This window comes from Collinsella stercoris DSM 13279 (assembly GCF_020735465.1).
Lineage (GTDB): Bacteria > Actinomycetota > Coriobacteriia > Coriobacteriales > Coriobacteriaceae > Collinsella > Collinsella stercoris.
In genome coordinates this window covers 326849-340620 of record NZ_CP085935.1, presented here as the reverse complement: position 1 = coordinate 340620, position 13772 = coordinate 326849, and the positions used below count along the sequence as shown (strand labels likewise).

Sequence of the window (13772 nt, the reverse complement as noted above, 5' to 3'; positions counted from 1 at the left end):
GGGCCAGACGTTGTTGCACGGGCCTTTGGCCGTGAAAATCGAGTCGCGACTCGAATGTTGGGAGAGCACAGCTCACTTTGTCGAGAGCTCAAAGCCCGCACTTGATAGGCTCACTTAAAAGGAGGCAGGGGCCGTTCCTAGCGGAACGAGCCCCTGCCTTTTGCCATTGTGCGTTCGCAGCCAGCTGTTGTTGTGCGCGCGTCTATCGTTGCACGCTCGGCTTTTTTGCACGCTCGGCTATTTATTATATGCGCGCCTATTTAACCTTGCTCACCTTGGCGGGAGCGGCGGTACCGCGCTTGTTCTCGAAAACGAAGAGCACGGCGACGACCAAGCCCACGATCGCCACGACAGCGCAGCCAAAGTATGCGGCGCCGACGCCCGCGACCGTCGCCTCGGCGGCGCTGGCACCGCCGGCGAGCGCGCTGGCCTGGACGCTGGACATCACGGTCACGAGCAGCGCGGTGGAAATCGCCCCGAACACCTGACGGCCCGTGTTCGCGATGGCGTTGCCGTGCGCGATCAACTCGTCGGGCAGGGCGTTGACACCCCAGGTGTTCACCGGCATGTTCGCCAGGCCCTGACCGCACGCCTGCAGGGCGCAGAGCGTCGCCGCAAGACCGACCGTGAGGCCGGCGCCCATAAAACCAAAGCCCAGAAGCGAGCCGGCGATGACAACCATGCCGCCCACCGTCACGAGGCGCGGCCCCATGCGGTCGAACAGCATGCCCGAAATGGGCGACAGCACGATGCCGGCAATCGACGCGGGCAGCATGACCATGCCGGTCGTGGTGGCCGAGGCGCCCATGCCGTTTTGCACGAGCAGCGGCAGGATGACATTCGTCGCGGCGACGGCGGCGTTGATGAGCGTCACCATGAGCGCGGCGATGAGGAAGTTGCGGGTCTTGAGGCAGCGCAGCTCGAGCATGGGGACCTCGAGCGCGAGCTGACGGCGCACGAACATGACGAGCGCAACGACGCCCACCAGCGCGGGTACGATGACCATCGGGCTCGTCCAACCGGCGTCAGACGCGCTGGAAAAGCCGAACAGCAGGCCGCCGAAGGCGATGGTGGAAAGCACCACCGAGACGATATCGAGCTTGGGGTCCTTCAACGTTCCCACGTTTTTCATGAGCGGGATGCCAAGCGCCATGATCGCGAACGCCAGGGCGGCGATGATCAGGAACATCGGGCGCCAGCCCCATGCGTCGATCACCAGCCCGCCGAGCACCGGGCCCACGGCGGGACCCGCCGCCATGACGATGCCGGCCACGCCCATGGCCGTGCCGCGCAGCTCGACCGGGAACACCAGCAGCGGGACGGTACCCACGAGCGGCATGAGAATGCCCGCGCCCGCAGCCTGCGCCACGCGACCGGCGATGAGGAACCAGTAGCTCGGGCACAGGGCGCACAGCACCGTTCCCGCCACGAACAGGCCCATGGACAAGAAGAACAGCTTGCGCGTGGGGTATTTGTCCATGAAGTACCCCGAGATCGGCACCATGATGCCCGAGATGAGCATGTAGATGGTCGTCACCCATTGAGCGGTGCCGGCCGTGACCTCGAACTCGCGCATGAGCGCGGGCAACGCCGGCGCCATGACGGTCTGGTTGAACAGCGACACGAACGCGCCGAGGGTGATGACCCCCACGATGACCACCGCGTCCCTCTCGACGCGCGGTTTTGATACAGCTTGCGACATATGCGGCGCACTCCTCTCCCCCGCGGCGATGCGCGCGGTGCACACGCCGTCGCGTGCACCGGGCAAAGGCGGTGCACGCGATGGCGATCTGCGTTTAATTGGATTCTTACTATGGGTACAGGGTTTAAAGCCCCAGATGCGACGAGGCGCGATGCCCCCGCCAGCCGGACATCACCGGCGCTCGCATCAAATCAGCGAACACGACCGCATGGTGGGCGTGGCACCCGGCCGCACGGCCTCCCCGCGGAACGCATGGAGGTCGCGACGCACCACAAGCCAAAAGATATGTCGGCAGTGATTGAACATGTTATAAACCATACAGCCGTCAAAATGGCAACGTCAACAGAATTTTTCTTGACAGGAGCGAATCGACACACTCCAGATGAACATGTCGATTCGCTCGAGACGTCAGCCGAGCTCGGGATAGAGCGGGTGCGCGGCGAGCAGCTCCTCGACACGCGCGCGCACGCGAGCGCCGACCGCCTCGTCATCCGCATGGAACACAACCTGCGCGATAAGCCCGCCGATCTCGCGGAACTCCTCGGCGGAAAAGCCACGCGTGGTGCCCGCCGCGGATCCCACGCGAATACCGCTCGTCACGAACGGGGAGCGGGGCTCGCCGGGAATCGCGTTCTTGTTCACCGTGAGGCCGACCTCGTCAAGCAGGCGCTCAGCATCTTTGCCCGTCACGTCCGCGGGGGTGAGGTCGACCAGGCACAGATGGTTGTCCGTTCCGCCCGACACCAAGCGCAAGCCGCCCTCGACCAGGCCATCGCCCAGCGCCGCCGCGTTCTCGACCACACGGTCGATGTACACGGAGAAGCTCGGGGTCAGCGCCTCCCCAAACGCCACCGCCTTGCCCGCGATCACGTGCATGAGCGGCCCGCCCTGTGTCCCCGGAAACACCGCCTTGTCGATGGCGCGGGCAAGATCCTCATCGTCGGTGAGGATGAACCCGCTGCGCGGGCCGCGCAGCGTCTTATGGCTCGTGGAGGTCACGACGTCCGCATGCGGCACGGGCGAAGGGTGGGCCCCCGTGGCCACCAGGCCGGCGATATGGGCCATGTCCACCATGAAACGCGCGCCCACGCCGTGGCGATGGCGGCCATGCGCTCAAAGTCGATGACGCGCGGGTACGCCGAGGCGCCCGCGACGATCAGCGCGGGGCGCTCCGCACGGGCGAGGCGCTCGACGGCCTCGCAGTCGATGACCTCGGTCTCAAGGTCAAGGCCGTAGGGCACAAAGCGGTACAGCTTGCCCGAGAAGTTGACCGGGATGCCGTGCGTGAGATGACCGCCCTGATCCAAGCTCATGCCCAGGATCGTGTCTCCCGGCTCGACGAGGGCGGCGTAGGCGGCGAGGTTGGCATTTGCCCCCGAATGCGGCTGCACGTTCGCAAAGCGACACCCGAACAGCTCGCACGCGCGCTGGCGGGCAAGGTCCTCGACCACATCGACGCGCTCGCACCCGCCGTAGTAGCGACGACGAGGGTAGCCCTCTGCATACTTGTTCGTGAGCACGCTGCCCACGGCTTCGAGCACCGCGGGACTCGTGAAGTTTTCGGAGGCGATGAGCTCGATGGTGTCACGCTGACGGGCGAGCTCCCCGGCTATGGCAGAGGCGACAGCCGGGTCGGAAGCAGCGAGGTGGTTCATGGGCGTATCGGTCATGGGGCTCCATTCTGTAAATGGCACCTGTAAGCCATCTTTTGCTGACAAGGCTAGCGCACCCGAAAGAGACCTGTCAGATTCCCCGCCTTCGGCGGGCGGGGCGTCGAGACGCCCAATCGACCAGCAAGGGCGCATTCACCCCATGACTCCTGCGCCCATAACCGCCAACGTTCCCCAGCCCCTACAACCCTTATTCACCCGTGCCCCATGGCCAACGCGCGCGATGCCCGGCACCTCAAAAGCAACAAAGGCGGCGGCACCGCTCCTCGCGATGCCGCCGCCTTTTCAAATCCTACGGTGGACTCGCCCACTTTCTCTTTCCGCTGGGATGGGGCTATCCAATTCATCGAGCCCGCCGGTGCGTTCCCTCAACGATCGTCTTACCAACCAACCGGTGGAACTACAACGGAGTACTCGCTCGTTTGCGCATCTAACCGATCTCGGTATCGCAAGCGGCGGGCCCGAACGCTGCTATATCCTCACAACCCATCGGACACACCTCCCGTCTCGGTCGCGGTAACGTTGCGACTCTTTTAGTACATCCCGCTTATGCCCGCATGCGCACTGGTCTGGCACGTGGCATGCCACTATCCGGTAGACGGCATGTTTTATCCGGCAGACGGTAGCATTCGGTCGACAGGACGCAGCACGCGCCGCCATGGGGACAGCTGCACCGCGCTGCGACACCGGATGGCAATCGCCCATAGATCGGCGCATGCCACGCGGCGAGGCTACTCGATCAGCATCGCGTCGCCAAAGCTAAAGAAGCGATAGCGCTCGCGCACGGCCTCCTCATAGGCGTCGATCACCTGGTCGCGGGTGGCAAGCGCGGAGACGAGCATCATGAGCGTGGAGCGCGGGACGTGGAAGTTCGTGATGAGCGCATCGACCACGTGATAGGTCGATCCCGGCATGAGATAGAGATTGGTGGTCGCGTCCTCGCGAGTCACGATGTCGCCCGCACCGCACATATCGGCACCGTCCTCGCGGCCCTCGAACCCACGGGCGGTCACGGGGGGCACGCTCGCCGCGGCATTCGCGTCCCACGCGCTCTCGAGCGAGCGCACGGCGGTGGTGCCCACGGCGATCACGCGGCGACCGGCGGCCTTGGCGGCATGCACGGCCTCGACGACCTCCGCCGGCACGTGATAGCGCTCGGTGTGCATGACGTGCTCGGTGGGATCGTCCTCCTCCACCAGGCGGAAGGTGTCGATGCCCACCTCCAGCTCGACGGTCGCCCAACCGCAGCCCTTGGCCTTGATGCGCTCGATCAGCTCGGGCGTGAAGTGCAGGCCAGCGGTGGGGGCGGCGGCGGAGTGCTCCTCGCTCATGGCGTACACGGTCTGGTACTTCTCGGGATCGCCCTCGTACCCGGTGATGTACGGAGGCAGCGGCACATGGCCGGCGGCGTGAATGGCCTCGTCGAGCGTGCGGGGCTCGCCCTGCTCGTTGGCGCCCACGGGCTCGAAGCGCACGAGGCGTCCGCCCTTGGAGTCGTCCACAAAGTCGACGATCTCGGCGCGCAGGACCACCGGCGAGCCCTCGGGGGCCAACAAGCCGCCGGCGCGATACTCGACCACATTGCCCGGCTTGAGGCGCTTGCCGGGATTCACCAGGCACTCCCACACGTGCCCGAGGGCGTCGATGTCCTCGCGGCGACGGAGCAACAGCGTCTCGGCGACGCCGCCCGTGGGCTTTTTGCCGATCAGGCGGGCGGGCATGACGCGCGTCTGGTTGGCCACGAGCAGGTCGCCGGGCTCCAGGTAATCGATGATGTCGTAAAAATGGCGATGCTCGACCGATCCGCCGTGCGCCAGCGCGACGGCGTCCACGGCACGGGCGGGGCCGCCCTCGAGCTCGCGATTGAGCACGAGCAGCCGACACGAATCGCGGGGCTCCGCGGGCGCCTGGGCGATCAGCTCGTCGGGCAGGTTGTAATCGAAATCGTCGGTGCGCATGGTGCCACCTTTCATATCAACGCAGAACAGCCGCCGTCCATGATAGCGCAGCCCCGTGGAGGCTATGCCTTCGACTTGCGGGCGGCCTCTTTTGCCGCCTTGCGCTCCTCGCGCAATCGAGCGCGGTCGAGCGCCGCCTCCGCCGCGGAGAAGCGACAGCCGCAGTAATTCTGCCGGTACATGCCGAGCTCGCGGGAGCGCTGCGTGGCCTGCGGATACCACGGGCGAAAATCGCGCACGACGGGCGTGAGGCCATGGGCCGCCGCGAGCCTCTCCAACACGTCGTTGCATGTGTCGAACAGCTGGTAGGGCGAGACGGCGAGCGTGGTGGCGATATGGGAGAAGCCCTCGCGCTCGGCCACGCGGCACGCCTCGGCAAGGCGAAGCGCGTAGCAGGCTCGACATCGCCGCTCGCGATCGGCCCCAAGCGGCGCCACGGCAGCGTCCCAACGGGCGCGATCGTCGCCCGCCTCGATGAGGGGCAGGTGCATGTCCGCCGTCCAGCGGCGCAGCTCCTCCAGGCGGCGATCATGCTCGGCAACGGGCTGGATGTTCGGATTGGTCCAGCAGATGGTGGGTGCAAAGCCCTCCTCGACCAGCAGCCGCACCGGCTCGAGCGAGCACGGGGCGCAGCACGCATGCAGCAACAATGGCGTCATGGGCGACGTCCTCCTTCAACAACGGTAAAGCCGTGAGCGCCGCACGATGCGGAAGGATCGGCGGCGCCGGCAGCGGCGGCGGTAGCGCCGACGTTTGCGGCGGTGGCATCGGCGGTGGCGTCAACATCGGCAGCGCCGGTGGCGGACGCAGCATCAGTGGCAGCGCAAACGGAATCAGCGGGATCGATGGCAGCAACGTCGACAGCCCCGGCGGCGCCGGCGCGATCAAGCCCCAAGGCACATCCGCGCTCGCTCGCGGATTGTGGACCGCAGTCATCGATGGAGCAACCGACGTGCCCGGCGGGCCTGCAATCGCCGGTGGGACCGAGGGGCGCGACGGTCGCGCCGCCGTCGACGAGATCGAGGTGCGCGCCGGGCCCGCGATCCGCATCGGCGCGCCCTTCCGCATAGAACGCCACGCCATAGGACGTGTCTTCGCAAAAGGCGATGGCCGGATTGCGAACGATCGCCCGCACATACCCCCAGTCGCCCGTACATCCGGAAAGGTGCACAACGACCACGAGGATGGTCCAAAGCGGCCACCTGAGCCCCAGGCCCACCGCCATGAGCAGCAAGGTCACCACGACGCTCGGGGCGAGCGCGATCGTCAGATACTGGACGCGCCCGTACACGACGCCCTCCGCGCTCGCGTACAGCATTCCCATCCCCAGATTGGAGCCGAACGTCACGCGCGTGCCGGGAGGCGCGTACTGCTTAAAGAAGAACGCGTGCACCAATTCGTGGAGCGCGAACGACGCCGCCGACACGGCGACGAGCAGGACCCACCACCACACGGTGAAGCCCTGACCCCCTTCGACCCCCAAGAGGCGATTGCCCCACTCGCCAAACATGGCCCCCAGCTCAAAGGGCACGACGGGTGCGCCCGCCACGGCGTGCAGCGCGCTCATGGCCGCGCCCCACAGCGCCGCCGCGAGCACCCCGCCAAGCACAACGAGGCCCGAGGCCCTGCGCGCAAAACGCAAGAACGGCTCGTCCTCAAACACGTGTATGTCCCCTATTTTTCTCATGCACCCAAGTGTAGCGTCTCGAGCGGACACCTGTGCGATAATGTGAGGTTACATTTGGACAGCGGGTGCCGGAAACCGCCTCACGATGGCACCGACCCGCCCGCCGCAACACACGCATCAACGACTGGGATCGCAGCCGAAAGAAGGATAGCTATGACAGCACAGCTCACCCGCGCCGACCGCCCCTCTTGGCCCCGCCGCGCCGTCGTCACCGCAGGCATGCCCTACGGCAACAAGGGCCTGCACTTCGGCCACGTCGGCGGCGTGTTCGTGCCTGCGGACTTCTACGCCCGCTTCCTGCGCGACCGCCTGGGCCGCGAGAACGTGATCTTCGTCTCGGGCACGGACTGCTACGGCTCCCCCATCATGGAGGGCTTCCGCAAGCGCCGCGAGACGGACGGCTATGACAAGCACATCTCCGATTACGTCCGCGAGAACCACGACAGCCAGGAGACCGACCTGGCGAGCTTCGGCGTGTCCTGCGACCTGTACGCCGGCAGCGCCCTGGAGCCCGCCGTGCACATCCATGAGCGCGTGACCGCCGAGATCGTCGAGCGCCTCCACGAGCAGGGCAAGCTCACCAAGCTCACCACCAAACAGTTCTTTGACCCGGCCGCCGGCCAGTTCCTGAACGGCCGCCAGGTGCTCGGCCGCTGCCCCATCCAAGGCTGCAAGTCCGAGAAGGCCTACGCCGACGAGTGCGACCTCGGTCACCAGTTCGAGCCCGAGGAGCTCATCGCCCCCAAGAGCGCGCTCACGGGCGAGACCCCCGAGCTCGTGCCCGTCGACAACCTGTACTTCGACCTGCCCTCCTACACGGAGTTCATGCGCGAGCACACCGAACGCCTCGCCACCGACCCCACGGTCCGCTCCGTGGTCTCCAAGACCATGCAGGAATGGCTCGACGCCCCGCGTCTGTTCATCCAGGTCAAGTTCCGCGATGAGTTCGAGGCGGTGCGCTCCGAGCTCCCCACCCATGAGGTCATCGAGGCCGAGGGCAACAAAGGCTCCTTCACGGTGGTCTTCCCCACTTGGCGTGAGCGCGACGAGGCGCATGAGGTCCTCAACCGCGCCGGCGTGCGCTTCCGCTCCGGCAAGGCGCTCGTGCCGTTCCGCATTTCCGGCAACGTCGAATGGGGCGTGCCGCTGCCCGAGGTCGAGGGCTGCCGCGACCTCACGGCTTGGGTGTGGCCGGAGAGCCTGTGGGCGCCCATCAGCTTCACCCGCGCCGTGCTCGCGCGCGACGCCGCCAAGCTCGAGAACGAGGGCGCGGACCCCTCCGAACTCGCCCCGACTGCCGTCGAGGATGCCGAGCTCACGGGCGACGCCCCGGCCATGATCATGGATGAGCCCGCCTACACGCATGCGAGCCTCGACTGGCGCGACTGGTGGGCGAGCGAGGACGCCCGCGTCTACCAGTTCATCGGTCAGGACAACATCTACTTCTACTGCATCGCGCAGACCGGCATGTGGGAGGCGCTCGACTGGAACATGCAGCAGTCCTGCGTGGCGGCCAACTACCACATCCTCTACATGGGCAAAAAGGCGAGCTCCAGCTCCCAGACGCCGCCGCCGCTCGCGCACGAGATGCTCGAGCACTACACGCCCGAGCAGCTACGCGCCCACTGGCTGTCGCTCGGTTTGGGCGAAAAGCCGGTGAGCTTCTCGCCCAAGGCGTTCGACACGCGCGTGACCGGCAAGGACAAGGACGGCAATCCCGTCCTCGCCCGCAACGATAAGCGCGTGATCGACCCTGCCCTCAAGGAGGGTGCGCTGCTCACCGGCGTGTTCAACCGCCTGGCGCGCTCGTGCTTCTACGGCGTGGCCGTCAAGGAGGGCGACGAGGCCGCTTACCGCACCGGCCGCATTCCCACCGGTGCCCCGAGCGAGGCCGTCGTTGCCGAAACTGAGCAGGCCATCATCGCGTTCGAGCAGGCCATGCACACCTTTGAGCTGCACCACGCCCTCGGCGTTTGCGACGAGTTCCTGCGCGCCGCCAACAAGCGCTGGAGCGACGCCTCCAAGGCCGCCAAGAACGCCGAGGGCGCCGAGGCAGACGCAGCCATGACGCAGGCGCTTGTCGACGCGTTCCACCAGCTGCGCGCGGCCACCGTCCTCATGCACGGCATCGTGCCGACGGGCTGCGAGAAGATCTGCGAGCACTTTGCCATCACGCCCGAGGTGTTCTTTAGCTGGGACAACATCTTCAAGACGAACGACGAGCTCGTGGTCGAGCTGGGCGAGCAGCCGGGCGAACATGCCGTCAAGGCACTGCCGCCGCGCTTCGACTTCTTCGATAAGCACCCGTCGCAGTTCTAACAGACCGCCCAATGGCATGAACGGCGATGTGCTATGATGTGGTGACAGTACGCGAGGCTCACCCTCTTTAACGCTAACAACAGGGGCCGGTGGAAACGCTAAGCGTCTCGCACTCAGACTCCGGGTCGTCTGGCAGGGCGGCCCGGAGTCTTTTTATGCAAGAAGACAATGAGGCTTTAGCGACAATCACCAGGATGGTAACGATCGCGAGAAGTACAATCGCTTCAGACACTACGACCACCCCCTTCCTTTTGGATGAGGGCGATGGGCACACTTCGCGTACTACAAGAGAGTATACGCGTTTACAGCATGTAGATCGCGACAGAAATGGGAGCATCGTATGAAGCTGGTTGTTCGCCCCACAACAAAAGCGGACGTCGCTGCCGCCGAGACATGCCTGACCGACGGCAAGGCCGCGCTTGCGGAGCTCGACATCCCGCAATGGCAGGGGGAATACCCCAACCGCATCGACATCACGGAGGACATCGAGCACGGTGCGGCCTACGTTGCCGAGTCTGCCGATGGAGCCCTCGTGGGCACATTGGCGCTTTCCTTTACCGGCGATGAGACCTACGACGCGATCGACGGCGCATGGCTCACCGATTCCTCATCGAGCTCCCCGACGTACGGTGTGATTCATCGCTGCGCGGTGAGCAAAGCCGCGGCGCATCAGGGCGTCATGTCCTTCATGTTCGAGGAGTGCGAGCGTATCGCGCGCGAGCACGGCGCCAAGAGCATGCGCATCGACACGCACGAGCGCAACCTTCCGCTGCAGGGGCTTGCGCAGAAGCTCGGCTACCAGCGCTGCGGCGTCATCGCGCTCCCCTACGAGGGAGAGGCGGACCCGCTGCGCGTCGCGTTCGAGAAGCTGCTGTAGACCATGGCGCGCCCCGGCATTCAAAAACACCTGGACATCGCCCGTCTGCTGCGCTGCCCGCTTTGCGGTGAACCCCTGCATGCAACGGCGTGCTCCGTGCGCTGCACGCGCGGCCACGACTTCGCGATCTCGTCTAAGGGCTTTCTCAACCTCATCCCCCAGCAAGGAGCTCTCAAGGGATACGACGAGGCGTTCTTCGCGAGTCGCCAGCGCGTCATGGAGGCCGGGTACTACCGCGCCCTGAACGAGGCGCTCATCCACGCACTTGAGGATCTCAACCTGTCAGAGAACCACGTTATCATCGATGCGGGGTGCGGAGAGGGCTCCCACCTCAAAGCCGTCGCTTCGAGGCTGGGCGGCACGTGCATCGGCATCGACATCGCCAAGGACGCCGTCCGTTGCGCCGCCCGCGGTGGCGGTGCCGAGCGCTGGCTTGTGGCAGACTTGGCGAACATGCCGATGCAAGACCATTCCGTGGACGTCATCCTGAACGTCTTCACGCCCGCAAATTACGCCGAGTTCCAGCGCGTTCTCAAGCCGAACGGCGCACTGGTAAAGGTCGTTCCCGCGCCTGGTCACATGCATGAGCTCCGTCAACTCGCCGGGTGCAACCTCTCTCACGTCGACGTGCAGGACCACGGCGTCGCCGAGCATCTCACGCGTCACATGGACCTCGCCGGACGCACGCGAACGACTCAAACAAGCGCCGTCACGCGTGAACTCGCACGCGACCTCGCCCGTATGAGTCCCGTGACCTTTGGCATGGACGCCCACTCTCTCGACCTCGATGTCCTCACCCACATAACCGTAGACGCCGAGATCCTCACCGCACGTCCACTAAAGCAGTAGCCCTGCAGCGCCTTCAACAACGCAACCGCAAGGGACATGAAAGGCGCTCAGCCACCCAAGCACCCCTTCGTCAACCCGGTTACCGCAGTCCGAGAGGGCGGGTATAAAGACCCCTGCTCGGGCAGTCCTGCTCGCACGAAGGCCCCACTGGGGCCTTCGGCTCATGCGGAACTCGCATGGGCCTTTATACCCGCCATCTCGGACGGCCGAACCGGATGTGAGACCCACCGCAAGCTCCATGCACCGCACCCATTTGTTGGGTCGAAGACGCGGGCTCTTCGTGCGAGCAGGACTGTCCGAGCGCCGGACCTCACACCCGGATCGGGCGAGCTACAGCCCCGCGTATCACTTCTTCCCGTGCCCGTTGCGCCAAATCTCACGTCCCAGCCCAAGCGCCAGGAACAGGGCGCTCGCATACCCCAAGAACCCGATAACCGGGATGCCAAAGATGACCGGCTCGATCTTGGCGTAATACACCACCGAGGAACCGATGAACAGGCCGGCGATGACGATCGACATGGACAGACGGTCCACGATGCCGCCCACATGGCGCAGGACCTGCTCGCTGCCGAGCACCTGCATATTCATCTTGAGCTGCCCGCGCGTGAGCATCCGCGACGCCAGGCCCAGCTGCTCTGCCATTTCCAAATGCCCCTTGAGCGCACGATATGACGCGCCGGCAAGCTCCTTGGACGCCTCGCGCGCCCGTTGATATGAGCTCTTCTCATGCTTGATGTGGTCGGTGATGATCTCGATCATGTTCACATCGGGCATGTACTCGGTGAGCAGGCCCTCGAGCGTTACCATGCCGCGCGCGAACATAGTCACCACGCTCGGCAGCTCGACATCGTTTTTACGCGCCAAGTTGATGAGCGAGGTGAGGAACTCGCCGATGTCCAAGTCGCCCAAGTCGAGGCAGGCGAAATCCGCGATGATGAAGTCGAGGTCGGTGAGGAACGTCGAGTGATCGAGCTCGGACGAGTCGCCGCGCGTCACGGCGAAGCGCATGAGGGAGTCCTTGAGCTTGGGGACATCACCCGATGCGACGGCGTACACCATGTCCTTCACGATGCCGCGGTCGTGGCTGGACATGCGCCCCACCATGCCGAGGTCGATGAAGTACACCACTCCGTCCTTGACGATGATATTGCCCGCATGAGGGTCGGCATGGAAAAAGCCGTCGTCGAGAACCTGCGTGGCGTAGTCGTCCACGATGGCGGCGCCGACCTTCTTAAGGTTGTACCCCGCTTCTTCGAGGGCCTCGGGATCGGCGATGGAAATGCCGTCGACGTAGTCCATGACCACGATGTGCTCGGTGCAATACGGCAAATACGACCGCGGGCACGAGATGGACGAGGAACCCTCGTGGAACCGGTGGAAGTCGTCGAGGTTGCGCGCCTCCATGAGGAAGTTCGTCTCCTCGCGAAACGATTGCCACAGCTCCTCCACCACGCCCTTGAGGTCGATGAACTGATCGGTTTTGACAAAGCGCGATGCATGGCGCACGATCGAGCGCATGATGTCGATGTCCTGCGCCATAACCTGCTGGGCTCCGGGGCGCTGCACCTTGATGGCGACGTCCTCGCCGGTCACGAGCGTGGCGCGATGCACCTGGGCGAGCGAGGCGCTGCCCAGGGGCTTGCGGTCGATATGGGAGAAGATCTCGTTGAGCGGCCTGCCATACTCGGCGACCAGGCACTCGTTCACCACGGCAAACGGAACCGGTTCGACATCGGAGCGCAGGCGTCGCAGCTCATCGCAATACTCCTGCGGCAAAATCTCCGAACGATTCGCCAGGATCTGGCCCATCTTGACGAACATGGGACCGAGATCCTCGAGCATGCAACGCAAGCGCCGGGGCGTGATATTGTGCCACGCCTCGTACCTCCGCGCGATATTGAAGATCTCCCCTATGCGCTTGCGGCGCCCCTCCGAGGACAGCTTGAATTCCTCGGAGGGCGCCATGGCCTCAGGCTCCTCAGGGAACAGGTCGACGGCTCGCGGGGCGCGCCACGACGTGCGCAGGGCCTCTTCGACGCCCTCCAGGTTCACCGTGTCCTCAGGGCTCAAGGGCCGTGATGCCGCCTTGGACGCGGTGGTTCCGCGCGATACCCGTTCCTGCTCCGTTTCGTTCGTCATGCGTGCCGTTCGTCCCTACTCGCCCTGAGCCTCATCGGTGGTGGGCTCCGCATCCACCACGACCGCATCCTCAACCTCGACGGTCACCGTGTCATCGTCGACGGAATCGACCAGATCGCGAACATGGGCCATGAAGTTGACGCGCTCCGTCTTGGTGAGCAGGCGCACGCGCGCCAGGATGAGCTCATCGAGCACGCGCTCGGCGGCCGTGGCACCCTGCTCGCTCAAGCGCTCGGTCACCTCGGAGAACGTTCCCCCGGCCTGCTCGAAGATATCGGACATGGAACGCGCGAAATCAGGAGTCTGACGGTCGTGGCGAACCTGCTCGCCGCGAGCGTTGAGGTCGCGCAGGACCTCTTCACCGCGGGCATTCAGGCCGTCCAGGATCTCCTTGCCGCGCTCCGCCGTCATCGCCGCGGCGCCAAAGCTGACATTCACCATGCCGTTGACGAGCTCTTCGAATTTTGTGGTCATGCTGACCCTCCTTGTTCTTATGCGGCGCCGTGGGCGCCCCTCGATGAACCCCTTGTACCCGCGTGGGTGCAAGCGGCGCGCGGCGCAGCAAAATGGC

At 65.2% G+C, this 13772-nt stretch carries 9 protein-coding genes and 1 pseudogene; 3 read left to right on the top strand and 7 right to left on the bottom strand.

Annotated elements, in window-relative coordinates:
* Nucleotides 1–256: 256 nt before the first annotated feature.
* From LK434_RS01435 to LK434_RS01415, 5 genes and pseudogenes are all read right to left on the bottom strand, one after another.
* The gene (locus LK434_RS01435; RefSeq protein WP_006722007.1) at nucleotides 257–1702 is read right to left on the bottom strand and encodes an MDR family MFS transporter; all 1446 of its coding nucleotides are present in this window, start codon (nucleotides 1700–1702) and stop codon (nucleotides 257–259) included.
* 408 nt (nucleotides 1703–2110) lie between these two features.
* Nucleotides 2111–3357 (bottom strand): annotated as a pseudogene (glyA, locus tag LK434_RS01430) (serine hydroxymethyltransferase).
* Nucleotides 3358–4103: 746 nt separating this feature from the next.
* Nucleotides 4104–5330 (bottom strand): tRNA preQ1(34) S-adenosylmethionine ribosyltransferase-isomerase QueA, encoded by a 1227-nt coding sequence (queA, locus tag LK434_RS01425; protein WP_040361879.1) that lies wholly within the window; start codon nucleotides 5328–5330, stop codon nucleotides 4104–4106.
* 62 nt (nucleotides 5331–5392) lie between these two features.
* On the bottom strand, nucleotides 5393–5989 hold the full coding sequence (locus LK434_RS01420; RefSeq protein WP_006722012.1) for an epoxyqueuosine reductase QueH: 597 nt from the start codon (nucleotides 5987–5989) through the stop codon (nucleotides 5393–5395).
* Nucleotides 5986–6993, bottom strand: coding sequence for a DUF3267 domain-containing protein (locus tag LK434_RS01415; RefSeq protein WP_050755023.1), 1008 nt, complete (start codon nucleotides 6991–6993; stop codon nucleotides 5986–5988). Before LK434_RS01415 ends, LK434_RS01420 begins: the two co-directional genes overlap by 4 nt.
* 177 nt (nucleotides 6994–7170) lie before the next feature.
* Between LK434_RS01415 and LK434_RS01410 the strand changes: the two genes are divergently transcribed.
* The 3 genes from LK434_RS01410 (at nucleotide 7171) to LK434_RS01400 (ending at nucleotide 11062) form a co-directional block, all read left to right on the top strand.
* Nucleotides 7171–9336 carry a class I tRNA ligase family protein gene (locus LK434_RS01410; protein WP_006722014.1) on the top strand — a complete coding sequence of 722 codons (2166 nt, stop codon included), beginning with the start codon at nucleotides 7171–7173 and terminating at the stop codon, nucleotides 9334–9336.
* 340 nt (nucleotides 9337–9676) lie between these two features.
* Complete coding sequence (locus tag LK434_RS01405; protein ID WP_006722016.1) at nucleotides 9677–10213, top strand: GNAT family N-acetyltransferase; 537 nt, start codon at nucleotides 9677–9679, stop codon at nucleotides 10211–10213.
* Between the two features lie 3 nt (nucleotides 10214–10216).
* Nucleotides 10217–11062, top strand: a complete 846-nt coding sequence (locus LK434_RS01400; protein WP_006722017.1) for a methyltransferase domain-containing protein — start codon at nucleotides 10217–10219, stop codon at nucleotides 11060–11062.
* A 345-nt stretch (nucleotides 11063–11407) separates the two neighbouring features.
* Here LK434_RS01400 and LK434_RS01395 read toward each other — a convergent pair whose 3' ends face one another.
* Both LK434_RS01395 and LK434_RS01390 read right to left on the bottom strand, forming a co-directional pair.
* Nucleotides 11408–13201 carry an ABC1 kinase family protein gene (locus tag LK434_RS01395; RefSeq protein ID WP_006722018.1) on the bottom strand — a complete coding sequence of 598 codons (1794 nt, stop codon included), beginning with the start codon at nucleotides 13199–13201 and terminating at the stop codon, nucleotides 11408–11410.
* A gap of 15 nt (nucleotides 13202–13216) precedes the next feature.
* On the bottom strand, nucleotides 13217–13675 hold the full coding sequence (locus LK434_RS01390) for a hypothetical protein (protein WP_006722019.1): 459 nt from the start codon (nucleotides 13673–13675) through the stop codon (nucleotides 13217–13219).
* Between the last annotated feature and the right edge of the window lie 97 nt (nucleotides 13676–13772).

Coding starts and splice junctions, on each gene's coding strand:
- LK434_RS01435 (WP_006722007.1), bottom strand. CDS start 1,702: ATGTCGCAAGCTGTATCAAAACCGCGCGTCGAGAGGGACGCGGTGGTC.
- queA (WP_040361879.1), bottom strand. CDS start 5,330: ATGCGCACCGACGATTTCGATTACAACCTGCCCGACGAGCTGATCGCC.
- LK434_RS01420 (WP_006722012.1), bottom strand. CDS start 5,989: ATGACGCCATTGTTGCTGCATGCGTGCTGCGCCCCGTGCTCGCTCGAG.
- LK434_RS01410 (WP_006722014.1), top strand. CDS start 7,171: ATGACAGCACAGCTCACCCGCGCCGACCGCCCCTCTTGGCCCCGCCGC.
- LK434_RS01405 (WP_006722016.1), top strand. CDS start 9,677: ATGAAGCTGGTTGTTCGCCCCACAACAAAAGCGGACGTCGCTGCCGCC.
- LK434_RS01400 (WP_006722017.1), top strand. CDS start 10,217: ATGGCGCGCCCCGGCATTCAAAAACACCTGGACATCGCCCGTCTGCTG.
- LK434_RS01395 (WP_006722018.1), bottom strand. CDS start 13,201: ATGACGAACGAAACGGAGCAGGAACGGGTATCGCGCGGAACCACCGCG.
- LK434_RS01390 (WP_006722019.1), bottom strand. CDS start 13,675: ATGACCACAAAATTCGAAGAGCTCGTCAACGGCATGGTGAATGTCAGC.